This is a genomic window from Aeromicrobium sp., assembly GCF_036675695.1.
Lineage (GTDB): Bacteria > Actinomycetota > Actinomycetes > Propionibacteriales > Nocardioidaceae > Aeromicrobium.
In genome coordinates, this window is record NZ_JAKFEL010000173.1 from 14,166 (window position 1) to 38,467 (window position 24,302).

General features: G+C 64.3%; 18 protein-coding genes. 12 read left to right on the plus strand and 6 right to left on the minus strand.

The features are described 5' to 3' along the window. Nucleotides 1–42 precede the first annotated feature (42 nt). Together glf and V6M39_RS11160 are read right to left on the minus strand one after the other, a co-directional pair. Nucleotides 43–1,221 (minus strand): UDP-galactopyranose mutase, encoded by a 1,179-nt coding sequence (gene glf, locus V6M39_RS11155; RefSeq protein WP_332643890.1) that lies wholly within the window; start codon nt 1,219–1,221, stop codon nt 43–45. Continuing rightward, on the minus strand, nt 1,211–2,182 hold the full coding sequence (locus V6M39_RS11160; RefSeq protein WP_332643891.1) for a glycosyltransferase: 972 nt from the start codon (nt 2,180–2,182) through the stop codon (nt 1,211–1,213). Before V6M39_RS11160 ends, glf begins: the two co-directional genes overlap by 11 nt. A gap of 203 nt (nt 2,183–2,385) precedes the next feature. Here V6M39_RS11160 and V6M39_RS11165 point away from each other — a divergent pair, with 203 nt between their 5' ends. Next, nucleotides 2,386–3,858, plus strand: coding sequence for a fibronectin type III domain-containing protein (locus V6M39_RS11165; protein WP_332643892.1), 1,473 nt, complete (start codon nt 2,386–2,388; stop codon nt 3,856–3,858). Nucleotides 3,859–3,863: 5 nt separating this feature from the next. Here V6M39_RS11165 and V6M39_RS11170 read toward each other — a convergent pair whose 3' ends face one another. Then, complete coding sequence (locus V6M39_RS11170) at nt 3,864–5,546, minus strand: CDP-glycerol glycerophosphotransferase family protein (RefSeq protein ID WP_332643893.1); 1,683 nt, start codon at nt 5,544–5,546, stop codon at nt 3,864–3,866. A gap of 106 nt (nt 5,547–5,652) precedes the next feature. Further along, entirely contained in the window at nt 5,653–6,195 is a 543-nt protein-coding gene (locus V6M39_RS11175) for a hypothetical protein (protein ID WP_332643894.1), read from the minus strand. 175 nt (nt 6,196–6,370) lie between these two features. Here V6M39_RS11175 and V6M39_RS11180 point away from each other — a divergent pair, with 175 nt between their 5' ends. The 3 genes from V6M39_RS11180 to V6M39_RS11190 all read left to right on the plus strand — a co-directional run bounded on the left by V6M39_RS11180 (nt 6,371) and on the right by V6M39_RS11190 (nt 11,547). Further along, a complete protein-coding gene (locus V6M39_RS11180) occupies nt 6,371–7,693 on the plus strand; it encodes a polysaccharide pyruvyl transferase family protein (protein WP_332643895.1) in 1,323 nt (440 codons plus the stop codon). 94 nt (nt 7,694–7,787) lie between these two features. Then, nucleotides 7,788–10,088, plus strand: a complete 2,301-nt coding sequence (locus V6M39_RS11185; RefSeq protein WP_332643896.1) for an Ig-like domain-containing protein — start codon at nt 7,788–7,790, stop codon at nt 10,086–10,088. A 49-nt stretch (nt 10,089–10,137) separates the two neighbouring features. Beyond that, nucleotides 10,138–11,547, plus strand: coding sequence for a polysaccharide pyruvyl transferase family protein (locus V6M39_RS11190; RefSeq protein WP_332643897.1), 1,410 nt, complete (start codon nt 10,138–10,140; stop codon nt 11,545–11,547). 18 nt (nt 11,548–11,565) lie between these two features. On the opposite strand, the gene V6M39_RS11195 is transcribed toward V6M39_RS11190, so the two are convergent. Beyond that, nucleotides 11,566–13,143, minus strand: coding sequence for a fibronectin type III domain-containing protein (locus tag V6M39_RS11195; RefSeq protein WP_332643898.1), 1,578 nt, complete (start codon nt 13,141–13,143; stop codon nt 11,566–11,568). Nucleotides 13,144–13,305: 162 nt separating this feature from the next. Here V6M39_RS11195 and V6M39_RS11200 point away from each other — a divergent pair, with 162 nt between their 5' ends. From V6M39_RS11200 to V6M39_RS11235, 8 genes are all read left to right on the plus strand, one after another. After that, nucleotides 13,306–14,661, plus strand: coding sequence for a TrkH family potassium uptake protein (locus V6M39_RS11200; protein ID WP_332643899.1), 1,356 nt, complete (start codon nt 13,306–13,308; stop codon nt 14,659–14,661). Then, nucleotides 14,654–15,328 (plus strand): potassium channel family protein, encoded by a 675-nt coding sequence (locus V6M39_RS11205; RefSeq protein ID WP_332643900.1) that lies wholly within the window; start codon nt 14,654–14,656, stop codon nt 15,326–15,328. Before V6M39_RS11200 ends, V6M39_RS11205 begins: the two co-directional genes overlap by 8 nt. Nucleotides 15,329–15,372: 44 nt before the next feature. Continuing rightward, entirely contained in the window at nt 15,373–18,156 is a 2,784-nt protein-coding gene (leuS, locus tag V6M39_RS11210; RefSeq protein WP_332643901.1) for a leucine--tRNA ligase, read from the plus strand. A gap of 24 nt (nt 18,157–18,180) precedes the next feature. Further along, entirely contained in the window at nt 18,181–19,029 is an 849-nt protein-coding gene (locus tag V6M39_RS11215) for a DegV family protein (RefSeq protein ID WP_332643902.1), read from the plus strand. Between the two features lie 92 nt (nt 19,030–19,121). Next, complete coding sequence (locus V6M39_RS11220) at nt 19,122–19,829, plus strand: helix-hairpin-helix domain-containing protein (protein WP_332643903.1); 708 nt, start codon at nt 19,122–19,124, stop codon at nt 19,827–19,829. Next, entirely contained in the window at nt 19,829–22,036 is a 2,208-nt protein-coding gene (locus V6M39_RS11225; RefSeq protein ID WP_332643904.1) for a DNA internalization-related competence protein ComEC/Rec2, read from the plus strand. Before V6M39_RS11220 ends, V6M39_RS11225 begins: the two co-directional genes overlap by 1 nt. Nucleotides 22,037–22,045: 9 nt before the next feature. Further along, entirely contained in the window at nt 22,046–23,017 is a 972-nt protein-coding gene (gene holA, locus V6M39_RS11230) for a DNA polymerase III subunit delta (RefSeq protein WP_332643905.1), read from the plus strand. Continuing rightward, nucleotides 23,017–24,165, plus strand: a complete 1,149-nt coding sequence (locus V6M39_RS11235) for a DUF418 domain-containing protein (protein ID WP_332643906.1) — start codon at nt 23,017–23,019, stop codon at nt 24,163–24,165. Before holA ends, V6M39_RS11235 begins: the two co-directional genes overlap by 1 nt. Before the next feature lie 15 nt (nt 24,166–24,180). On the opposite strand, the gene rpsT is transcribed toward V6M39_RS11235, so the two are convergent. Then, a partial coding sequence (gene rpsT / locus V6M39_RS11240; RefSeq protein WP_332643908.1) for a 30S ribosomal protein S20 occupies nt 24,181–24,302 on the minus strand: 122 nt, incomplete at its 5' end.

Below are 24,302 nucleotides of genomic sequence, written 5' to 3' on the forward strand. Positions count from 1 at the left end.
ATCGCCCACAGCTGCAGGCGTCGGGTAAGACTGACTCGAGCCTCAGACGCCATCGTCAACCAGAGCCGAGCCGCTGGTGAAATGCGGTGCGAGCTTGTTGTCGTACATGCTGAGTGCCGCTCCGATTGCCATGTGCATGTCGAGGTATTGGTACGTGCCAAGTCGGCCGCCGAAAAGCACGTCGGCTTCGTCCTTCGCCAGCTCGCGGTATGACAGCAGCCGCTCGCGATCCTGAGGCGTGTTGACGGGGTAGTAGGGCTCGTCGGAGTGCTCCGCGAACCGGCTGAACTCCCGCATGATGATCGTCTTGTCAGCGGGGTAGTCGCGCTCGGGGTGAAAGTGGCGGAACTCGTGGATGCGCGTGTAGTCGATCGACTCGTCCGCGTAGTTCATGACCGGCGTGCCCTGGAAGTCGCCGATCGGCAGTACCTCGGACTCGAAGTCGAGAGTGCGCCACGACAGGTCACCGTGCTTGAAGTCGAAGTAGCGGTCGATCGGGCCGGTGAACACGACCGGAATCTGTCCGACGACGTCTGCTTTGTTCCACGGCTGCGACTCGTCGAAGAAGTCCGTCTCGAGCGTCACGGTGATGTTGGGGTGGTCGGCCATCTTCTCGAGCCACGCGGTGTACCCGTCAACGGGCAAACCCTCGTACGTGTCGGAGAAGTAGCGGTTGTCGTACGTGTAGCGGACCGGGAGGCGACTGATGATCTCCGCGGCGAGCTCGCGCGGATCGGTCTGCCACTGCTTGGCGGTGTAGCCCTTGATGAACGCCTCGTAGAGGGGCTTGCCGATCAGCGAGATCGCCTTCTCCTCGAGGTTGGTCGGCTCACCCTCGAGCATGGCAGCCTGCTCGACGACCCAGGCGCGTGCCTCGTCGGGCGTGTAGGCGGCACGTTGGAACTGGTTGATCGTGCCGAGGTTGATCGGCATCGGGAACACTTCGCCCTTGTAAGTCGTGTAGACGTGATGCACATAGGGCGTGAAGTCGGTGAACTGGTTGACGTAGTCCCAGACTCGTTTGTTGGACGTGTGGAACAGGTGGGCGCCGTAGCGGTGCACCTCGATTCCGGTCTCCGGATCGATCTCGCTGTAGGCGTTGCCGCCGATGTGATCGCGCCGGTCGATGACCTGGACCTTGAGGTCTAGCTCACGGGCGCAACGGTCGGCAATCGTCAGCCCGAAGAATCCGGAGCCGACGATGAGAAGGTCAGCGGTCATTGGTCAATTGTGCCGGTACGTCCGCGGGATCCATCGGTCGCCACGTCTTGTCCCGCCACAGCGCCCGGTTGGCGCGGAAGCCACGGACAAGGTCGCCGAAGCCCTTGAGAGTGTGCTGGACGACGATCAGACGGAAGATCTCCTTGGCAAACGTCAGCGCCGTACCGAGACCGAAGCCGAAGCGGTTGAGCTTGCCGTACTCCCTGAAGTACTTGCCGACATACGCACGATTGCGGATGACGTGGAAGCGGAAGAGAGCGCTGCCGTCGTTGAGGTGACGGATGCCGAGGTTGACTTGCTTTTGCTCACGCTTGCGCTTGAGGACGAACGCGTCGACGTAGACGACCTTGGTGTGCTGGGCGGCGAGCCATGCGTATGCGGCGTCGTCCCAGGAGATGAAGAATCGCGGGTCGGGCAGGCCGATCTCGCGGACGATGTCGGCCTTGATGAGCATGCCTTCGAACGTGCCGGAGTTGGTGACCGCGTAGCCCTCGCGGTTGAACTGCTTGCCGCTGTAGGGGAGTGGCACTCCAAGGAACTCGTTGAACTTGGCCTGCCAGTAGAACGGGGTGCCGTCGAAGTCGTAGCGGCGGCCATGGATGACCTTGAACCGATCCATCCACGGTGCGAACTGCTCCAGCGCGTCGGGAAGGATCTCGACATCGTCGTCCATCAGCCAGACCCAATCGGCGCCCTGTTCGAGCGCAACCCGGGTCCCTTCGCTGAATCCGCCGGACCCTCCGGTGTTAGTCTTGAGCTGGTGGTTGATAAGCATCCCTGCGGGGAAGCTGGTCGCCGCAGAGGCGAGTACGTCCTGAGTGTCGTCGGTGCTGGCGTTGTCGACGACAACGATCGCATGTGGGTCGGTCTCCATCGCCGCGGCACTGAGAAGGAGGTCTTGGAGATAACCGGATCGATTGAACGTCACGATCACGATGGCGATCTTGGGGCGGTAGTTCACTGGGGCAGTCTATCCGCCGCAGCCTGCTCTTCGATCCCCGTGTCCGACGTGATCAGCCGCCGCGACGCCTTCGGCCTGCACCCCCGCACGTCCGGAGCCGCCTCGTGGTGAACTCGCCGGGCCGTCGACGCAGCGTCCCCAAAGACCGCAGCTCGGCGGGCCGTTCCGCGTCGTCTCGAATGATTGGATCCCGCCGTCGCAGCATGCGCCGCCCCAATCGAACTCCCCAGATTGCGGGAGCCCTCGCACTGGTGATTGTCCTGCTCTCGTCGATCTGGTGGATCCCCAAGATCGTGGATTCCGGACCGCCGTCGCCGAACGACGTTCGGGTCGTGTCGAAGAGCACTTCCGCCGAGGCGCTGTGGGACAGCGGATTGGCTGAGAAGTTCCGCGTGCAGTACGCCGAGAAGGTCGACTTCTCGGACGCGAAAACCGAGAAGGTCACGCGCAACCAACTGTCGCTTCGTGCGCTCATCCCCGGCACCACCTACTTCTTGCGAGTCGTCGCGATCGATCACAAGGGGGACGCGAGCGAACCGAGCCGGTCGGTCAGGTTCACCACCGACTTCCCCTATGCCGCACCCAAGGTGACGCTCGCCAATGCGAAGTCGACCAATGTCACGGCGCGTTGGACCTCGGAGATGAAGAAAGACGCGCGCTTCGAGGCCCAAATCGACAGCGATGACAAGTTCACCAGCCCTGTCGTGGTGCCCACGGCGAAGCGTCAGAAGAAGCTCGCCACGCTCGAACCCAAGACGAGCTACGCCGTACGCGTGCGCGTCATCAACAAAGATGGCGGCCCGTTGAGCGCGTGGTCGAAGACTCTGGAGTCGACGACGGCGGCCTACGAGCCCATGGGTGTCGGCACCTACAACGTGCTCAAGTGGCGCAAGGGCAACTGGTCGGCGCGGCGAGCTGGTGTCGTTGAGCTGATCAAGGACAGCCACCTCGACGTCGTGGGCTTGCAGGAAGCCGTTCCGTCCTACACGCCAGGCGGTCCGCCGCAGTACCAGGACATCGTGAACCACCTCGGCAAGGACTGGGCCGTGACCCGGTCGAACAAGAAGGGCCCAACGGGGGAGACCCGCACGGTCTACAACACGACGAAGCTCAGGCAGGTGGGCGAGGGCTACCACGCGTTGGCTGGCAGCTCACGATTCCGCGGCACCACCCGCTATCTCGCGTGGTCCGTCTTCGAGCAGCTCAGCACGGGCAAGAGATTCATCTTTGCCAACACCCACTTCACGCCTGGCACGACCAGCTCAATCCGGGCCCAGCACACATCGGAGGCGCGCCAGGTCGTCTCGGCGCTCAAGACGGTCAACACGAAGGGACTTCCTGTCGTGCTGGTTGGAGACTTCAACTCGGGCGGCTACCGCACCCAGAGCAACAGCGTCTACGCCACGATCACCCGTGCTGGCTACATCGACCCGCTGGTCCGATCGAAGAAGCTCGGGATGGCTGAGAAGGTTGTCGACGGCGACTTGACGACGTCCAATGGGCTTTCTCGGTATGCACCGCGACGTGCCAACCCGCCCTTCCTCGATCACATCTTCGTGTCGAGGATGCGGGTGAGCCAGTGGCAGGTCGCCGCGAAGCTCGACGCGGCTGGCCGTTTCATCGGCACGATTCCCTCAGATCACAACCTGGTCCGGGCGACGGTCTACCTGCCGTAGTCGCTCTACGCGAGGTAGCTTCTGCTGACCTCAAGGAAGCGCTCGGTGATCCGCTCCGGCGGTGTGTCACTGAGGTAGTAGGTCCGGAGCCCGTTGCGGGTCGATGCGTGCGAGTCCGGACCCAACATGTCGTCGAGTGCCTCGTCCAGTCCGCCGGCGACCTTCTTGACGATGTCGATGACGTACGCCGCGCGAGCCAGTGGGAACCCTTCGAGGAACACGTCGCCATGCGCCGACACAGCGGTCATCGCGAACGGCTTGGCTGAGATCAGGAAGTCCGAGGCGAGACTCGAAACATCGGAGATCATCGCGTCGCTGGCGTTGAAGCAGTCGACGACCGACATCTCGGTCTCGGCCGCGGGGCCGAACACGTGAGCTGTGCCTGTGTCACGCGCGTGCTGCTCCAACAGCGCGATGATCTCGTCACACGCCCGCGCATTGCCCCTGTGGCGGCGTCCGTACGGGTGGGGTCGGAACACGACGGTGCAGTCACGCGCAAGCAGCGCTTGGACGATCTGCTTGCCTGCCGACAGCGAGCTGTAGTCGGAGTCTTCGTAGAAGCCTGACCACGTGGGGCTGTAGAGAACGGTGGGCTTCGAGATCTCTGCGATGGGCTGGGCAGCCTGGTGCACGTGCTCGAGCTGAGGGCGTCCGACGATCTCGAACTGCTCCGGCAGCGTGGCGACTCCGTGCTTGGCGAATCGGTCGATCGCGGCCTGGCCCGCGACGAAGTTGCGGTCGTACTGGCGGAACGTCGGGCTGACACTGGCGATCTTGTCGCTGTCACCATGGTTGAGCTGGATGTGAGTGAGATGCGTGAACCGGATCATGTGCGAGTTGCGTACCGCCGTGTTGGCGTAGAACACAACCTTCATCGATGGGCAGATGACCGGATCGAGATCCTCCAGCCCAACTCGGAGAATGACAGGAGCCGAGGTCATCTTCGAGACCTCGTGGAAGTTGGCAATCGTGCGCACCAGCACGAAGTACGGGGTGCCGATGCGATCGAGATAGGGCAGCCACATGGTGGCTTGATACGCGGTGCCTGCCGGTGCCTGCCAATGGAACGCGAACGCCGGAGCGATCTCCCGCATGATCTTGGGCAGCTCGCGTTCGAAGCGGTTGCGAGCCATCAGGTACGACGCGGACTGCTTGCCGACCAGCGCTGCCGCGACGAGCGTGGCGGCGGTCGCGACCGCGGCTGGAACCTGGGTCAGGTGGAATGTGGCGGACACGGAGAGCAGCGACACCGCTGCAGTGGTCAATGCGAAGTATGTGTTGGCAACGGGAGTCGATGGCAGCACGACGTCCCATCCCGGGACATTGGCGGCCTGCGGTGTCGCATTGACGACTGGCCGACGTACGGCGCCCTCGACCACGATCAGGCCCAGGAGCGCCGCGGTCACCGCAACGACCCACCAGCTGCGGTCGTGCGCGACAGTCACCGCCAGAGCGGCCAACGTGGTGGCGGCGCGCGGGAGCGGCACCTTGCCCATCAGCAGTCCAGGTGCCTCTCCAGAGCGTCGGGACTGGACCTCTTCGAGCGCGACGTGGCCGATGATCAGCACCGCCAAGACCAGCACCAAGACGCGAGCCGTCACCGATGAGGGGTAGCAGATCGCGATAGCCGCGGTCAGCACGCTCAGGAGATTCAGGACTGTCGCGAGGCCACCCAGGGCCCGCCCCATGTACCGGATTGATGAGAATCCAGAACGAACTGAAGGCGGCATGGTGCCCTTTCTACGGGAAAGACGGGGAGGCCCACAGCGTACTTGAGGGGCTTCTTGCGTCGGCTCAGCGGCAGAACTTGGCGGACTTGGACTCGATCGCTTCCATCGAGTCATTCAGTGTCTCGAGGTTCAACGCCAGGGCCTTGAGGAGATCGACATCCTTGGAGTCAACAGCCTTCTTGCCCTCACGCAGGAACCCGACGGTCCTCGCATAGTCATCGCGCAAGCTCTTCGGCGAGACGCTTCCCGCCTTGCCGTAGCGGGCGATGAGCGTTTCGAAGACCCTGGACAGCTCGGCCAGGTCAACTCCGTCAGCGTCCTCGTCGTTGGTCGAGCTCGCCAGGCCGCCCTTCTTGATCTGACGGAATGCCGGGCAGTAGACATCCTTGTCCGGCGGCAGGTTGGTGGGCGGCGGTTCGTCGGCCGTCGGTGCGGCACTTGGAGCGCTCGCGGAAGGTGATGCGGCTCCGGGCTTGGCGTCGTCGGTCTTGGCGTCGCCGGGCAGGACGAGGAGGGCGGTCACCACGGCTGCCGCAGCTGCGAGGCCGGCTCCGGTGATGGCGAGGGCCCTCGGAGAGTCGAGCAGTCGACTCAACCACGCGGGCATATCCACCTCGTTCGATAAGTGCATCGTTGGGCCGATTGCCCGCAGACGCTCTCGCAAGCCTAGACTCCGCTGTCGGACGGAGCCAATCGAGGTACGTGCGGCTCGGGCGCTGTGTCGTCCAGGCCGTCCGAGTGAGAGAATCAGCGGCGTGCCCAGCGACAGTGAGGGAACCAGGGTGGACGACAAGCACAAGCGTGAACAGATCTTGGTCCGTTCGTGCCAGCTTCCGACGGCCAATCTCGACCCCCTGAAGTCGGTCGGCTTCATCGGCAGCAATCAGGGCAATCTGCTCTACCAGTTCTCGACGCACCGCGCCCTCGTCCGCGACGACGTCGACGTGCGCACCATCTCCTACGGCAAGTTCGGCAAGGGGCCGGTTGAGGAGCGCGCCGAGTGGATCAACTCCGAGTGCGACCGCCTGGTTCTGCCGCTGTCGAGCTCGTTCCGCCTTCAGAACCTGAAGAACCTCGACGCCTGGGCCGATCTCATCGAGCGGCTGACTGTTCCGGTCACGGTCGTAGGTATCGGCGCTCAGCTGCGTTTGCAAGAGGTACGCAACGGCACGTTCCTGCCCGGCCGGGTCACCGGCATCACCGCGTCGGCCGCAGAGATCGCTGAACATGAGGCTGCAGCTCGCCGGTTCGTGGCCGCTGTGATGGATCGATCCGAGTCAATCGGTGTCCGAGGCGAGATCAGCAAGAAGTACCTCGAGTACCTCGGCTTCCCGAGCGACCGTATCGACATCATCGGCTGCCCGTCGCTGTTCATGTGGGGTCCTGACTTCCGGATGCCCGAAAAGTCCGTTCGTCTCGGCAAGCGCAGCAAGCTGTCGTTGTCGTTCGACCATCGCATTTCGTCGACTGCTGGCCTGCTGGATCGCACCATCACCGAGTATCCGCGCTCGACCGTCTACATGCAGGAAACCATCGGCGCCAAGATGATCATCACCGGTGAGGAGACCCGCGCGACCTGGCCCGGCGATCCGCGGTTCCCGGTGAAGAAGGCCCACCGCGCCTATCGCGAGCATCGTCTCGAGTACTACCCGACCGCCTGGTCATGGATCCGGCACATGGAGAGCTACGACTACGCCTTCGGCCCACGTCTGCACGGCACCGTCGCGGCGACCTTGGCAGGCACGCCGGCTCACCTGATGGTCCACGACTCGCGCACTCTCGAAGTTGCCCAGCACCACCACCTGCCGCACACCCTGATCGAAGACATGGGACCCACCGCCTCGGCTGCGGAACTCGCGTCGCGCCAGGACTACTCAGCGTTCAACGAGGCCTACCGAGGCAATTTCGACCAGTTCATGGCCTTCCTCGAGCGCAACTCCCTGAAGTCGGCCTACGACGCTCCCGGTGAGGCACTCGCCGCGTTTGACGCGTCGCTGGAAGCGCCGGCGCGTGCCGTGGGCGTGGTGAGCGACAAGACGCCTTCCGTGCCCGTACGTCGTCGGCTCAGCCTTGCCGTCAAGGCGCTGAAGGGTCAGATCCGCTGATCCCTCGTGAGTGTCTCGTCACTCGCGCCATGAGGGCCCCGAAAGGTATGTATCCTGTTCGGGACGCTTTCGTCGACTAGGGGAAGTCATTTTCATGCCACGTAGGTTCTCGGTTTTCTGTGCCCTCGCACTTCTAGGCACTCTCCTGGTCCCGGCGACCTTGCCAGCCTCGGCTGACACACGGCCGAAGGAAGACGACCGCTACGTACGCAACCTCGACACTCCGACGCCGTCTTTCAAGTCGGTTACGCCCAACAACGTCATCAATGGGCCGAACGGCACTCGCATCGAGATCTACGGCTCCGTGGGTGACAACGAGGGTGCGATGGATTGGCGCACGATTCAGGCCTTCTCGCGCCTGGTCAGCTCGGTGCCGAAGGACAAGCACTCCTACACGACGCTGTTCAACAGCCTCTATGACGACCGGTCGGTCAGCCTGGTCGGCGGCAAGTGGACTGTCCCGGGTCCTGACGAAGTGTTCGCGCCGACCGCGGCGTTCGTCCACCTGGCCAACAAGTACGACACCGCGGCCGAGCGCAAGGAGTTCATCCACGTGCTTGGCGCCAAGGAGAGCATGGACGAGGCCTATGCAGCCAAGAGCTCGCTGGCCCGCTTGGTCAAGGCCGGGGCGGTCGACTACAAGCAGTGCCCCGGCGAGGGCGGTTGCCTGTCCGGACCTTCGCACCTGATGCACTCCAAGTACGCCGCCTTCGAGCAGGCCGTGGACTCCCAGGGAACTCTCCGCAATAACGTCATCTGGATCACCTCGTCCAACCTCAACGGCTCGAGCGGCTCCAAGAAGTCCAACATCAGCATTGCGATCTACAACGACGAGAAGGCCTTCACGGCGCTCAGCGAGGGCGTTTTCAAGCCGTCCGTCAAGGTCGCCGGTACGGATGGCTTGAAGTACTACCAGGCAATCGACAGCAGCCCGGAATACACGGCTGCAATTGGAATCGACCCAGCCACCGGCGTGATGAGGGGAATGCCGACCGACTCGGGCATCACCCTGCTCCCGTCGCCCCGCAAGAAGTACAACGCGGCCAGTGATGCGAACATCGGCTCGAGTGATGTCGAGGCGGCGTTCCTCAACGCTCAGGCCGCAAACCCCGCCGACAAGCCGGGGTGCAAGGTCTACGCGGTGCACTCGCTGTTCAATAGCACCCGCAGCGGCATCCTGGACGGGCTCACTAAGCTTTACCGGCAGAAGTGCGACGTGAAGATCGTGCTGGGAGACAACGCGATCTCCGACATCGTCGACGGCTACTTCAACATGAGCGAAGACTTGCGCGAAGTGATCGGCCAGGTCGAGTTCGCCAACGTCCACGACAAGACGCTGAGCTACAAGTACGGCGGCACGGCCACTGCCTTCGGCGGCGCGTCCAACTTCACCGGGCCAGGCCTGGAGTACGACGAGCTGGCCTTCCAGGCCGACAACGTCGGCGTGACCGATTCCGTCCAGGAGCACTCAGAGCGCATCCATCAGCTGGCCAAGGGTCAGGTCACGTGGACCAAGCCGACCTCGGTCTACATCACGCCGACGACCACCGTGAAGGTCAAGCCCAACGAGTCGGTCAAGGTCGCCACGCGGGTGGCGCCCTACAACTCGCTGGTCACCAACACGATCTTCACGTCGGACAACCCGAGCATCGCTTCGGTGGATCAAACCGGCAAGGTCACCGGCCACTCAGCCGGCACCACGATCATCAGGGCGACCGTCGAGTCTCCCGGCAACACGACGACTCCGGTCTACACCAAGACGGCGGGAAAGACCGTCACCGTCGACCCCGGTGCCGCGACGACTGAGAGCGCGGGTGGACGGGCCTACATTCCGCCGACGCTCTCGATGGACAACCTCCAGCGGCCGGGCGACAACACCGACATCGTGGTGACTTGGGGCTCTGGCGGCGACAAGTACAGCGGCATCGTCAAGCTGCAGTACTACTCAAGCGGCTGGAAGACCTACAGCTCCTACATCACCGTCACTAATGGTGTCGGCAAGATGTCGCGGACGTTCTCGAGCAGCAAGACGTGGCGTGCCTATGGGGCGGTGCTGACAAAGATCAACGGGGTGGCAGTCCCCAACTCGACGACCAAGATCATGTCGAAGTGGAGCATCAACACGGTGCGTACCAAGGGCCACAGCACGACGCCGCGGCTCTACGCGACCACCATGCAGAAGAGCGGCAGCAAGATCCCGTTCCTGATCTCGTGGAGCAAGAGCGGCAGCTACCGTCTGCAGATGCGTTCCCCCGGCGGGTCGTGGAAAACCCATTCCACCCACAGCATGGGCAGTGGCGAGGACTTCATCATCATTCCGGCGCTCAACACCAAGTACTGGCGCGTCGCCACCAGCTCTGGGATCTCCAACACCGTCAAGGTCGCGATGAAGTGACCGAAAGGTCCTCAGCGCGGCGTATGACGAACTCACGAGAAGAAGGCCTGTGAAGCGCATTCTGGTGCGATCCCCCAAGGATCCGTTCCATGTCATCAGTCCCGAGCACGCACTTGCGCTCTATCCGAAGGGTGTCTTCGGCCGCAACGTCGGCAACATGGTCTTCACGGAGGCGATGCACCGGCTCATCACGGTCCCAGACGTTGAGGTCGTCTCCGACTCGTTCCTCAGCGAGCGGATGCCGGACTCCCGAGCGCACGCCGCTCGGGTCAACGAAGAGTTCGATCAGTACGTCATTCCCCTCGCGAACGCGTTTCGTCACTCCTACCACCGCAACCTGCGGCAGATGACGCAGTTCATCGAACACCTGAACATTCCGGTAGTCGTCGCCGGAGTGGGCGTGGCCGGGGGAGTGAACAGCCTCGACAATCCCTTCCCTGATAATCCGCCGGCGACGACCGCCACGATCAAGCAGTTCCTGAGGGCTGTGCTCGATCGGTCGGCAACGATCGGCGTACGTGGCGAGACGACCCGCGAATACCTCGCAACCCTCGGATTCGGCGACGAGCACGTCGAGGTCGTCGGTTGCCCGTCGCTCTTCCGCCGGGGCGCCGATCTCAACATCCAGAAGAAGGCTGACCACCTCAGCGAGGACAGCCACTTCACGATGAACTTGTCACCGTACGTCCCGTTGATGGACGAGGTGTCAATACGTCACGCCGCTCGCTATCCCCACATGATCTACGTACCGCAGGGCCACGACTCCCTGGAGATGCTGCTGTGGGGCGTCGACCGCCAGCCGCAGAAGCGGCCGGACCTGCCAGCGCACACCACGCACCCGCTCTACCAGTCCAACCGGATGCGCTTCTTCGTGGACCCGATGACCTGGAACGACTTCCTCGCCAAGCAGGAGTTCTCCTTCGGGACGCGTATCCACGGCAACATCGCCGCGATCAATGCGCGCACGCCCGCTCACGTGATCGCCCACGACGCGCGCACGCTCGAGCTGGCGCGCTACCACGAGATCCCACACACGCTCGTGCCCAACCTTCCCGACAAGGTCGACGCGGCTGATCTGTTCGAGCAGACCGACTACACCGCGTTCAACGCGGGGCATCCAGAGCGATGGGCCAAGTTCGCGCGCTTCCTCGAGAAGAACGACGTCGAGCACGTGTACGAGGACGGCAAGAGCAACCCTGCCTACGACGAACGTATGGCCGCGACGCCATTCCCGGGACCGGTCGAGACGATGTTCGCCGACTCCGTCGAGTCCCGCACGGCGTTGATCGCACGGGTCGGCGAGCTCTACCAGGCATCGGGCCAGAAGATGCTCGAGCGCCGCTACAAGCCGGACTACCCGTTCGCCCCAATGCCGGAGGAGCTCAAACGTCCGGCTTGGGAGTCACGTGTACCGCCGCGGCTGAAGCGGCTGGGCAAGAAGATCCTGCGTCGCGGCTAGGGCACGCCCTAGCTCCGCCTACGGCAGGTGGACCGTCATCTGCATCAGGTTGTGGTCGGACGGGATCGTTCCCACGAACGAACCCGAGGTGTCGAGCTTGAGCACCTGACGCCAAGCGGCGACCCGGATGTTGGGCGATGTGTACATGTAGTCGATGTGGGTGCCGTTGGGGAACGACGACAGAAGTGCCTTCCGCTCCAGCTTGTTGGCGCTGCTGTACTGCGCGTTGACGATGTGCTCGGCGACCGCATCCTTGCCGGAGAACCAGTTGGCGACGTCGTTGTCGATCGGGTCGACGTAGCCCTCGCCGGTGAAGGTCAGGTACTGGCCATTGCTGGGTTCGGCCGTCCGGCTCGTGTTCATGTCGCCGACGATGATCGTTGGCCGCCCCCCGGCGCTATCCTCCACCAGTTGGAGGATGTCACGGGCCTGGCGGATGCGCACGGTGTTGAGCTCGGTAGTCGTGGAGCCGGGCTCAAGGTGTGTGGAGACGACGAAGAATGACTTGGAGCTGAGCTTGTCCTTCAGGATGGCCCAGACGGCGTAGCGATGGGCAGAGCCGTGCACATAGAGCTTCTTGATGCCTGACTTCACGTTGGTCAGACGGCTGGTGTCGTAGGCAAGCTGCGTGCCGCTCGAACCGGCTCCGCTCGTGACGTACTTGTAGGGGCTGCCCATCAAGGCCATGAGGTCGGCGTACTGCTTCTTGCCGTTGACGCCATACGTTGTGGGGATTGCTTCTTGAATGCCGATCACGTCAGGTGCGGTCGTGGTGATGTTGCTCGCGACCGCCTTCCGGCGGGCGGTCCAGTCAGCGTCGGAGTACCGCTTGCGGATGTTGTAGGTGGCTATGGACAGGCCGGGGGAGGGCGTGCTGGCCAGCGTGGTCCCCGTCTTGCCGGATTCTGCATAGGGGCTCTGCGGCTTGCCACTGGAGTTGATGACGCGCGGACGGTAGGTGTAGGTCTTGCCGGGCCTCAAGCCTTTGAGAGTGACGCTGGGCCTGTCGGTGGTGACCTTGGACCATAGGAGGACCGACTTCGTCGGATTGGGCGTGTGGCGCAGGACGTAGGAGTAGCCGGGCCCGCGGTCGCTCCACGACACGTGCATCGTCCCGCTGCCGCCAGCAGTCGCCTTGACCTTGATGGGCTTGAGCTCGGGCAGCGCAGTTGTCGGAAGTGTGACGGAGATGGCCTTGCTGTAGCTGCTGAGGCTGTCGCGGTCGCTGGTGTCAGCGGCGCGCTTGATGGCCTTGACCTGGAAGTAGTACGTCTCGCCGGGTGTCAGGCGAGGGGCGAGCTGCGATGGGCTGGCGTCGGTGCGGGTCCACTCGTAGTAGTTGTCCAGAACGTCCCAAGCTTCGGGCGAGCTCATCGACGAGCTCGTGGACATACGCACGCGGTAGGCGTCCTGCCCTGTGGTGCTCCACTTGAGGGCGACGCTCTTTGAGGCTACGTCCACAGCCTTGAGGCCGACCGGTGGGTCGATGGCCTGGGCCGGGGCCTCGGTGGCGACGACGATGCCAAGCACGAGGGCGACCGAGCCGACGGCTGCGAGCCCTCGGATGCGGAGTCGTGACAAGGGGGAAGATGTCATGTCGGGTGTCTCCTTGGCGCGGACCGAGTGCCGTGCCTCCCGCGTGTCAGTACGACCGGTCCTTCGGACACGGGAGAACTTAGAAGTTACCATTCGTCACGCCAATCACGTAAGTCCCACGCGCCACTCTTGTAACAGTAAATTTTGGGGTAGCGTCGTGCCGTGCTCCGCCCCCTGAGGCTGAAGATCCCGGCTTCGATCTCCCATCCGGTACGTCTGCTGCCTTTGACGTTCCTTGCATTGATCGTCGTGGGCACCCTGTTGCTGCTGCTACCGGTCGCCCGTGAGGGGACAGGATCGCCAAGCTTCATGGCAGCGTTCTTCACGTCTGCGTCGGCGGTGACAGTCACGGGGCTGGCGACGGTTGACACCGGGGCCTATTGGTCGCAAACCGGGCAGGGCATCATCCTTGCTCTGGTCGAGATCGGCGGTCTCGGGATCATCGCGCTCGCCACGTTGTTGGGCCTGTTCATCGGCGGACGGCTCGGACTTCGTACGAGCCTGGTCGCGCAAGCTGACATGCACGTCGTGAACATCGGTGAAGTGCGTCCGCTGTTCAAGCGCGTAGCGTTCACCATGCTGTTCTTCCAGTCGGTCACGGCATTCGTGCTCACGCTCCGCTATCGCGGCGAGTACTTCGACTCGTGGCCGAGTGCGATCTGGCATGGCGTGTTTGACGCCGTCATGGCGTTCAACAACGCGGGATTCTCGCTCAACAGTGACAGCCTGACCGGCTATGCCGGCGACGGGCTGATCATCATCCCGATCTCGATCGCAGTGTTCATCGGCGCGGTTGGCTTTCCTGTGCTCGCGGAACTGTTCCAGGGGTGGCGCAACCCGGCGCGCTGGACGATCCACACTCGCCTCACGGTGTGGGGCTCGTTCGGGCTGCTTTTCTTCGGTGCAGCAGCGTTCCTGCTGCTCGAGTGGAGCAACCCGGCGACGCTTGGTGGACAGGGTCTTGGGCACAAGCTGGTCACCGGCATCGAGGGTGGCATCATGCCTCGTTCGGGCGGACTGAACAGCTTTGACTGGGGAGCCGTACGCCCCGAGTCTCTCAACATCGGCGTCATCCTGATGTTCATCGGTGGCGGTAGCGCGAGCACGGCGGGCGGTATCAAGATCACCACCTTCCTGCTGCTTGCGTACGTGATCTGGGCTGAGCTGCGCGGGGACCCTGACATCAAGGTGGGCACGAGGTCGATCGGACCCCCTGTCGTGCGCACGGCCATCACGATTGCGCTGCTGGCGGTAATGCTGGTGACAGTGACGACCCTCCTCGTCATGTTGATGACCGATTTCGACTTTGACGACGTGTTGTTCGAGTGCACGTCGGCGTTCGCCACGGCCGGTCTGAGCACCGGTATCACCCCTGACCTGCCCGCGAATGCCCAGCTCGTGATCATCGTGCTGATGTTTGCTGGACGTGTCGGAACCATCGCGGCTGCGGGCGCATTCGTGCTGCGGCGTAGGATCTCGCGCTATCACCTTCCCGAGGAGCAACCGATCATTGGCTAGAGACCGCAAGACCTCTCCCACGACCCCGGTCGTCGTACTTGGCCTGGGTCGATTCGGCTATGCCGTGGCGAAGTCGCTTGTCGCGCTGGGCCACGAAGTTCTCGCCGTCGACGAGAAGTCCGACATCGTCCAGAAGTACGCCAGCGACTTCACCCATGTCGTCGCGGCGGACACGACCGACACCGAAGCCCTTCGGCAGATCGGTGCGGAGCAGTTCGAGGTTGCCGTGGTCGGCATCGGCACAGACATCGAGGCCAGCGTGCTGACTGTGCTCGGTCTGCTCGACCTCGGAGTCAAGGAAGTGTGGGCCAAGGCGATCAGCGGCAAGCACGCGGCGATCCTCGAGCGCGTCGGCGCCACCCACGTGATCCGACCTGAGTCACAAATGGGCAAGCGCGTGGCCCACATGGTCACCGGGACGATGACTGACTTCATCGAATTTGACGAGGGATTCGCCATCGCGCGTACGCGCGCGCCCAAGCGTGCAGAGGACAAGACGCTCAAGGACTCCGCTCTTCGGGCTGAGTTCGGCGTGACGATCGTGGCGGTCAAGGTGCGCGGTCACGACTTCTCCTATGCGCAGGCAGACACCTTCGTGTCGCCGGGTGATGAGCTCATCGTGTCGGGGCCGACCTCCAAGGTCGAATCCTTCTGCGCGATGCAGTGATCGCGCGCACGTAGTGACCAGCGCTGACCGGTAACATTCGGGCAGTGAACACGCCCGAACCCAAGCCGTCCGCCTATCGCTACTCAAGCGACCTCGCAGGCGACATTGAGCGCCGCTGGCAGGACCGCTGGGAAGCCGAGGGCACGTTCGAGGCCCGGAACCCCACGGGTGACCTCGCTGGTGAGGTGACCGGCGAGAAGTTCTTCATCATGGACATGTTCCCGTACCCCTCAGGGGCGGGACTCCATGTCGGGCATCCGCTCGGCTACATCGCGACTGACGTGATCGGTCGCTACCGCCGGATGCAGGGCGACAACGTGCTCCACGCTCTCGGCTATGACGCCTTCGGCCTGCCAGCCGAGATCCACGCGGTGCAGACCGGCGAGCACCCGCGCACCAACACGGTCGCCAACATGGCAAACATGCGGCGTCAGCTGCGCCGCCTCGGCTTGGCTCATGATCCGCGTAGGTCGTTCGCAACGATCGACCCTGAGTTCATGCGGTGGACGCAGTGGATCTTCATCCAGATCTTCGAGTCCTGGTACGACACCGAGACCAACCGAGCTCGCCCGATCAGCGAGCTGGTCGAAAAGCTCGGCACCAGCGACCCTCACGTCATCGACCAACATCGCCTCGCCTACATCGACGAGTCACCCGTCAACTGGTGCCCGGCGCTCGGCACCGTGCTCTCCAACGAAGAGGTCACGCCCGAGGGACGCAGCGAGCGGGGCAACTTCCCGGTGTTCCCGCGCAACCTGCGCCAGTGGAAGATGCGCATCACCGCGTACGCCGACCGGCTGATCGACGATCTCGATCGCATGGACTGGCCCGAGTCGGTCAAGCTCATGCAGCGCAACTGGATCGGTCGCTCTCATGGTGCCGAGGTCAGTTTCGCCGTCGATGGACTCGACACTGCGATCGACGTCTTCACGACGCGACCAGACACGCTGTTCGGCGCGACGTACGTCGTACTGGCTCCCGAACACGAGCTCGTCGGCGTTTTGACCGCAGCGTCCTGGCCCGAGGGCATCGACGCGTCATGGACCGGCGGCGCGGCAACACCTGCCGAGGCGATCGCGGACTACCGTGCGGCTGCTGGTGCCAAGAGCGACGTCGAGCGCCAGGAGAACCGCGAGAAGACCGGTGTGTTCACCGGCTCGTATGCGATCAACCCCGTGAATGGCACGTCTATCCCGGTGTTCATCGCCGACTACGTGCTCACGGGCTACGGCACCGGCGCGATCATGGCGGTTCCAGGTCAGGACGACCGTGACTGGGAGTTCGCCGAGAAGTTCGGCTTGCCGATCATCCGTACCGTCCAGCCGACCGAAGGATTCGACGGCGACGCCTACAAGGGCGACGGTCCGGCGATCAACTCCGCTCATGGCGATCTCGACATCAACGGTCTGGCGATCACCGAAGCCAAGTCCGCTGTCATCTCGTGGCTCGAAAAGAACGGCTCCGGTCACGGCACCACGACGTACCGGCTCCGTGACTGGCTGTTCAGCCGCCAGCGCTACTGGGGCGAGCCGTTCCCGATCGTCTTCGATGAGGATGGATCTCCGATCGCGGTGCCCGACTCGATGCTGCCGGTCGAGCTGCCTGAGGTGCCTGACTACCTGCCGAAGACCTTCGAGCCCGACGACGTCACCAGCGAGCCGGAGCCGCCACTGGCGCGCGTGCCCGACTGGGTGAATGTGGAGCTTGACCTCGGCGACGGCCTGAAGAAGTACCGCCGCGAGACCAACACGATGCCCAACTGGGCCGGATCGTCCTGGTACGAGCTGCGCTACGCCGACCCGCACAACGACAAGACGCTGGTCGACCCCGAGAACGAGGCCTACTGGCTGGGTCCGCGCAAGGCCGGCGACACCGGTGGCGTCGACCTCTACATCGGTGGCGTCGAGCACGCTGTCCTTCACCTGCTGTATGCACGCTTCTGGCACAAGGTGCTGTTCGACCTCGGACATCTGTCGAGTGAAGAGCCGTTCCAGAAGCTGTTCAACCAGGGCTACATCCAGGCCTACGCCTACACCGACGCTCGCGGCGTCTATGTGCCCGCCGAGGACGTCGTCGAGCACGTCGATGGAGCCCAGACCACCTACACGTACGACGGCAAGCCCGTGAATCGCGAGTACGGAAAAATGGGCAAGAGCCTCAAGAACATCGTCACGCCCGACGAGATGTACGACGCGTACGGCGCAGATACGTTCCGCGTCTACGAGATGTCGATGGGCCCGCTCGATGTGTCGCGCCCGTGGGAGACTCGCGCCGTTGTCGGTGCTCAGCGCTTCCTCCAGCGCGTCTGGCGCCTGCTGGTCGACGAGGACTCCGGCGAACCGCTCGCCACCGACGATGCGCTCGACGCCGAGACACTCCACGTTCTGCACAAGACGATCGACGGTGTGCGAGTCGACATGGAGGAGATGCGGTTCAACACCGCGATCGCCAAGCTCATCGAGCTGACGAACCACCTGACGAAGGTCAACGTACGCAGCCGTGCCGCCTTGGAGCCGCTGGTCCTGATGACGGCGCCGCTGGCACCGCACGTCGCGGAAGAGCTGTGGGCCAAGCTCGGCCATGCAGAGTCGCTGGCACGCGCACCGTACCCCGTGGCCGACGCGGCACATCTCGTCGAGCAGTCCGTCACGTGTGTCGTGCAGGTGCTCGGCAAGGTGCGCGGCAAGCTCGAGGTCAGTCCCGACATCAGCGACGAAGAACTCGAGGCGCTGGCGCTCGCGGAGCCCAACGTCGTGCGATCGATCGACGGTCGCGAGGTGCGCAAGGTGATCGTCCGCGCGCCGAAGCTCGTATCGATCGTCGTCTGATCTGTCGCCAGATAACATCGCCGCATGCCCAACGTTGCGATCGTCACGGACTCGACGGCTTCGTTGGCCCCGGCTGACGCCGCCAAGGAGAACATCACGGTCGTGCCGCTGCAGGTCATCATCGGCGCCGCCGTCCACACCGAAGGTGTGGATGTCACGGCCGACATGATCGCCGAAGCGCTCGCCACGTTCGTACCGGTCAGCACGTCACGACCCACACCGGACGACTTCCTGCGGGTCTATCGCGACCTGGCTGACGAGGGAGCCGAGGCGATCGTCTCGGTTCACCTGAGCTCGAAGATGTCGGGTACGTATGACTCGGCGCTGCTTGCCGCCAAGGATTCGCCCGTTCCAGTGACGGTCGTCGATTCGGCCCAGGTCGGTATCGCGACCGGCTTCGCCGCGGGTCGGGCCGCCGAGGCACGGGATGCGGGCAAGAACGCAGCTGAGGTCGCTGCCGCAGCACGTGGGGCAGGGGAGTCATCGACGATCCTGCTGTACGTCGACACGCTCGAGTACCTCAAGCGCGGTGGCCGCGTGGGTCCAGCGGCCGCATTGATCGGTTCGGCACTCGCCGTGAAGCCGATCCTGACGATCAAGGACGGCGTCGTTGTACCGCTCGAACGCGTACGCACGGCGTCGAAGGCACTTGCGCGCGTCGAGGCGCTCGCCGTCGAAAGCGCTCAGTCGTGTGACAAGGGTTTCCAGATTGGAGTCCAGCATCTCGCCAATCCCTCGATCGCCAATGCTGTGGCAGGCCGACTGGCGGTTGCGTTGGGGATCGACTCGATCGCGGTGGACGAGGTTGGCGCATCGATCGGAGCCCACGTCGGTCCCGGCATGATCTCGGTGACCGTCACTCCGCGCTGCTGAACGTTTTCCACGACGCGACGTTGAAGTCTTACGCGTCCACAGCCGATGGTTCGGCTGCGCCTTGCAAGGCTTTCGCTGCCTAGCGTCACGGTGTGAGGGTCGATCGAGAAGAGACGCGGGCCGACATCGCCCGCCGCCGACTTGCCCAGCTCGCCGCATCCTTCGACGCGGAGCTGCCGCCGCCGGACGACGAGCCGTCGATCGAGCGGCCGGGGCGGCGTCTCGAGGTGCCGCACGTCAAGGTCCTCGCGACCGTAGCCACCGCAGCCTCGGTGCTGCTCGTCTGGTGGCTGCTGTCCGCACGCCCGGAGACCAGCGAACCTCAGGCGCCGTTGGCCTTCGCGACGACCGACGCGCCATCAGCCGAGGCGCCGACCGACGACTTGGTGATCGACGTCGTTGGAAAGGTTCGCAAGCCCGGCATCGTCACGGTGCCCTTGGGCTCGCGCGTCTTTGAGGCGATCGAGGCTGCGGGTGGACTCAAGGGCAAGGCCGACACGTCCGCGCTCAACATGGCGCGAGTGCTCACTGACGGCGAACAGCTCCTGGTGGGTCTGGAGCCTGTGCAGGTGCCTGGCGCACCTGCGGTTGCGGGCGGCCCAGCGACGGCCAAGATCAATCTCAACACCGCCACGGCTGAACAGCTCGACACCCTGCCCGGGGTCGGACCGGTCACAGCGCAGTCGATCCTCAGCTGGCGTACCGAGAACGGTCGCTTCAGCGCGGTTGAGGACCTTCTGGAGGTCAAAGGTGTCGGCGACGCCACGTTGGCGGAGCTGCGCGATCTCGTCACGGTCTGATGCACGACCTGCGCATGGCGGCGCCTGCGCTCCTTAGCTGGGCAGCCACGGCAACGCTCGTCGTTTCAGGGGCCCGTGTGGCGGTCGTGGTCGCCGTTGCTGCTGTGCTCCTTGCTGGTCTCGCGGCAGGCCGACCCTCCCTCGCTGTTGCCGCCATCGGGGTGGCCGCAGTCGCCGTGTCCTGCGCGTGGCGGCTCAACGCGATCGAGCACTCACCCGTGACCCGGCTGGCCGCGGAGCGCCGGCTCGCGACGCTCGAGGTGGAGGTGCGGCGCGATGCGAAGGCCTTCCAGCAACATGGCCAAGAGTCGATCGTCGTGGAGCTTCTTGTCCGTCGAGTCGTGTCCCGCGACGTTGACGTACGCACGCGCGATCGTGCGACGGCGCTTGTTGCCGGACCGGCTGACGACCTCGTAGTGGGCCGACGGCTGACCGTGGTGGGTCGACTGGCTCCCTCGGATGCAACTGACGAGGCGGCCGTGATCGACGTAGTCCGACGGGGTCCCACCGATCAGGCGAGCTGGTGGTGGGAGGTGTCCGAGACGGTGCGCGAAGGTGTGCGTACGTCGGTCAAGCGCACCGGCGATGAACCACGGGCACTTGTGCCCGCCCTGGTCGATGGTGATGACAGCCGGGTCAGCGACGAAGTCGAAGAGGACTTCCGGCGAGCCGGACTCACGCACCTGATGGCCGTCTCGGGCACGAATCTCACGATCGTGCTCGCCGTCGTGCTGGTGGTCGGGCGCGCGACCGGCGTACGGCGTCGTGGGCTGTGGGTGCTCGGAGCAGTGTCGATTGTCGGCTTCGTGATCTTGGCTCGCCCCGACCCCAGCGTTGTCCGGGCGGCCGCGATGGGTGCCGTCGGTGTCGCCGCCCTCGGCTTCGGGGAACGCGGTGGTGTCCGCGCACTCGCCTGGGCCGTCATCGCTCTGCTGTTCGTCGATCCGTGGTTGTCCCGCTCTGCAGGCTTCGTGCTGTCTGTGTGCGCCACGGCCGGCATCCTGATCCTCGCGCCAGTGATGGTTCGCCCGCTGCTGCGGTGGATGCCTCGATGGTGCGCGCTGGCGATCGCCGTACCTCTGGCAGCCCAGCTCGCCTGCACGCCTGCGATTGCCGCGATCTCGGGTCAGGTCTCGCTGGTCGCGGTCGTCGCCAACCTGCTGGCCGCACCTGCGGTGGCGCCGGCAACCGTGGCGGGTCTTCTCGGCGGGCTTTTCGCGGTGCTATCGGCGCCGATCGGCCAGGTCTTCGGTTTCTTCGCCGCAGCGATGGCGACCTGGATCCTGGAAGTCGGTCATCGGGCAGCGTCGCTCGAGGCCGCGTCGCTGACGTGGCATGCGCCCTGGCAGCTGCTGATCGTCATCGTGCCGGTTGCGGCATGGGCGATCGTACGGATCTCAGCTCGCCCAGTGCTGTTCGGCGGAATCGCGCTCGGTCTGCTGATCTCGATCTGGCGACCCCCGCATCCCGGCTGGCCGCCGCAGGGGTGGTTGATGGTCGCCTGTGACGTCGGTCAGGGTGACGCAACCGTGCTCAACGCCGGAGACGGCACCGCTGTCATGGTCGATGCAGGGCCGGACCCAGTGGCAATAGACCGATGTCTCGACCGACTCGATGTTCGCAGAATTCGGCTGATGGTCTTCACCCACGGTCACGCCGACCACATCGATGGCTGGCGAGGAGTCATGCGTGGTCGGCAGGTTGATCAGATCGCTGTCGGCCCGACCGGTGGAGCGGGCGCAGCGTCCCACGTTGCCGTGCCCGGGGAGACGTTCACAGTCGGAGCCATATCGGCGGAGGTGCTGTGGCCTCCGCAGTCAGAGCCGCTGCCGGTGACCGATGGGTCGAGCGCCAACAATGCAAGTGTCGTTCTCGCCGTGCGTATTCACGGCGTACGGATTCTGCTGACTGGTGACATCGAGCCGGAGGCGCAGGCAAGGCTCATGCTGCAGCATCCTGAGTTGTCCGCTGAGGTGATGAAGATGCCGCACCACGGGAGTGCCAGGCAATCAGAAGCGTTCCTCGACGCGGTGAGCGCCGGAATTGTGACGGTCAGCGCGGGAGCTGACAACGACTACGGGCACCCTGCCGCCAAGGCGCTCGCGATGCTGCGGGAGCGGGGTGCTGAGTGGTGGCGCACCGACACGGACGGCGACATCGCGGTGGTCCTGCGTGACGGTCGCCTTCTTGTGGCCACGACCCAATAGTCTGTCCACGTGGCCTCGGCATTCGGCAAGATCCTCCTCATCTCTGGCAATGCCGAGTTCCTCGCTGAGCGCACGCGTGCACGCGCGATCGCCGCCGTGACCGCCGAGCACGCTGACTGCGAAGTGTCCGAAGCGAGCGCGAGTGGGCTCCAAGCTGGCGAGCTCGCCGGACTGACCAGCGCTTCGCTGTTCAGCGACAACACCGCGCTAGTCATCACCGATCTGCAGGACACGGGTGATGCCGCCCAAGCCGAGCTGCTCGCGTACTGCGAAGGTCCGTCTCCCGAGATCGCCCTCGTGCTGGTGCACGGCGGGGGAGCCAAGGGCAAGGGGCTGCTCGACAAGCTCCGCAAGCTGCCTGCTGTCAGTGAGGTCAAGCTCGAAGCGCCCAAGTACGAACGCGACTACGCGCAGTGGGTGCACACCGAGTTTCGTGATCTCGGCGTTCGCATCGACCAGGAAGCCGCCACCCTGCTCGTCGCGTCAGTCGGTCAGGACCTGCGGTCTCTGGCCGGTGCGGCGGACCAGCTTGTGTCGACCGTCGAACGTGGCACCGAGATCACCGCTAGCATCGTGCGGCGCTATTTCGGCGGGCGAGCGGACGTACGCGGCTACGAGATCGCGGACGCTGCGATCGACGGGCGTATCAACGTCGCGCTCGAGCAGGCTCGCTGGGCTGAGGCAGCCAAGGTTGCTCCAGTCCTGATCACCAGCGCCTTCGCCAGCGGTCTGCGCTCGCTCGCCAAGCTGTCGTCCGCACCATCTGGGATGCGTGACAACGATCTGGCAGCCCGGGTCGGCGCACCTCCATTCAAGATCCGGGCCATGCGACAGCAACTTCGAGCCTGGGAGCCCGATGGGCTGGCCAAGGCGCTAGATGCCGTGGCGCAGGCTGATCTCGACGTCAAGGGCGGCGCGGCGGACCCGGCCTACGCAATCGAGCGGATGGTGCTCAAGGTCGCAGCTCAGCGGCGACGCTGATGGCACGCTCGATTGGCCGCATCGAGGCAGTCGACCTCGCGCGTGGGTTTGCTCTGATCGGGATGATGTTCACCCATATCGGGCCGCGCTGGACGGGGGAGAACCCGCCGGTTGGCGACATGCTTGCCGGAGGTCGTGCAGCGCCGCTGTTCGCGATGCTCGCAGGTGTGGCGCTGACGATCGTTCACCAGCGAGATTCTCGTGGCGCCGGATCGCTGCGAGCCACCTGGATCAGGGCGGTCATCCTCTTCGCCGTCGGCCTCGCACTCGGGTCGCTGGACCAGGTGCCGATGTTCATCATCCTCGCCTACTACGGCGTGCTGATCGTGGTGGTGCTGCCATTCCGGCGCCTCTCAACGACGTCGCTGTTCGCGCTCGGAACGGTATGGGCGATAGTCGCGCCGATCGCTCTGCTCTGGGCCCAGCGTGAGCACAAGCTGGTGAGCTCCGGGCAGACCGAGTGGAAGGACCTGCAGCACCCTGGCGAGCTGTTCATGGAGATCGGCGTGTGGGGCGTCTACCCGGTCGGCGTCTGGATCGCATACGCCTTGATCGGTATGGCGATCGGCCGACTCGACCTGCGCAGTATCGCCGTCGCATCGAGGCTCGTAGGTGTCGGTGTTGCTCTGGTGGTGGCGACGCTGAGCTCGGGACTGGTTGCGATCAACAACGGTGTCTTCGACGGGCAGCGCGACGGCGGATGGCGCATCCTGTTCACGTCCCCGTACTATCCCTACGAAAAGCCACTCTGGGACGAGCTGCTCCTGGTTGGTCAACACACGTCGCGACCGCTTGGCATGCTCAGCGCGATCGGCTCGGCGATCCTCGTGATCGGCCTCTGCGCACTGCTCGTCCGGATCCCGTGGGCGCGCCTTCTGCTGACGCCGATCCGTGCAGCGGGTGCCATGACGTTGACGCTCTACACCGCGCACGTGCTCTGGTCATGGCGCATCCGCGTCGGCTTCTATGACGATCACCCGGATGGGATCCAGCCGCATGATTACGGCGACTGGCTGCTGCAGGTGGCTGTTCTGTGCGTTCTCGCGACCTTGTGGAGTCTCACGCTCGGCAAAGGCCCGCTTGAGTGGCTGGTACGCCGGCTCTCGGTGTGGGGGAGAAAAGAAAAAAGCGCCCCGAAGGGCGCTTGATTCACCGGCCGTACGTCAGAGCGACGCGGCCTTCTTGGCAATGGCCGACTTGCGGTTGGCTGCCTGGTTCTTGTGGATGACCTTCTTGGAAGCTGCCTTGTCGAGCTTCTTGGTGGCTTCACCGGCGAGCTTCTTGG

Excerpts from the sequence above, each read along its gene's own strand:
- V6M39_RS11175 (WP_332643894.1), bottom strand. The coding sequence starts at position 6,195 with ATGCCCGCGTGGTTGAGTCGACTGCTCGACTCTCCGAGGGCCCTCGCC.
- V6M39_RS11195 (WP_332643898.1), bottom strand. The coding sequence starts at position 13,143 with ATGACATCTTCCCCCTTGTCACGACTCCGCATCCGAGGGCTCGCAGCC.
- V6M39_RS11215 (WP_332643902.1), top strand. The coding sequence starts at position 18,181 with ATGCCCAACGTTGCGATCGTCACGGACTCGACGGCTTCGTTGGCCCCG.
- V6M39_RS11185 (WP_332643896.1), top strand. The coding sequence starts at position 7,788 with ATGCCACGTAGGTTCTCGGTTTTCTGTGCCCTCGCACTTCTAGGCACT.
- glf (WP_332643890.1), bottom strand. The coding sequence starts at position 1,221 with ATGACCGCTGACCTTCTCATCGTCGGCTCCGGATTCTTCGGGCTGACG.
- V6M39_RS11235 (WP_332643906.1), top strand. The coding sequence starts at position 23,017 with ATGGCACGCTCGATTGGCCGCATCGAGGCAGTCGACCTCGCGCGTGGG.
- V6M39_RS11170 (WP_332643893.1), bottom strand. The coding sequence starts at position 5,546 with ATGGGGCGGGCCCTGGGTGGCCTCGCGACAGTCCTGAATCTCCTGAGC.
- V6M39_RS11165 (WP_332643892.1), top strand. The coding sequence starts at position 2,386 with ATGCGCCGCCCCAATCGAACTCCCCAGATTGCGGGAGCCCTCGCACTG.
- V6M39_RS11225 (WP_332643904.1), top strand. The coding sequence starts at position 19,829 with ATGCACGACCTGCGCATGGCGGCGCCTGCGCTCCTTAGCTGGGCAGCC.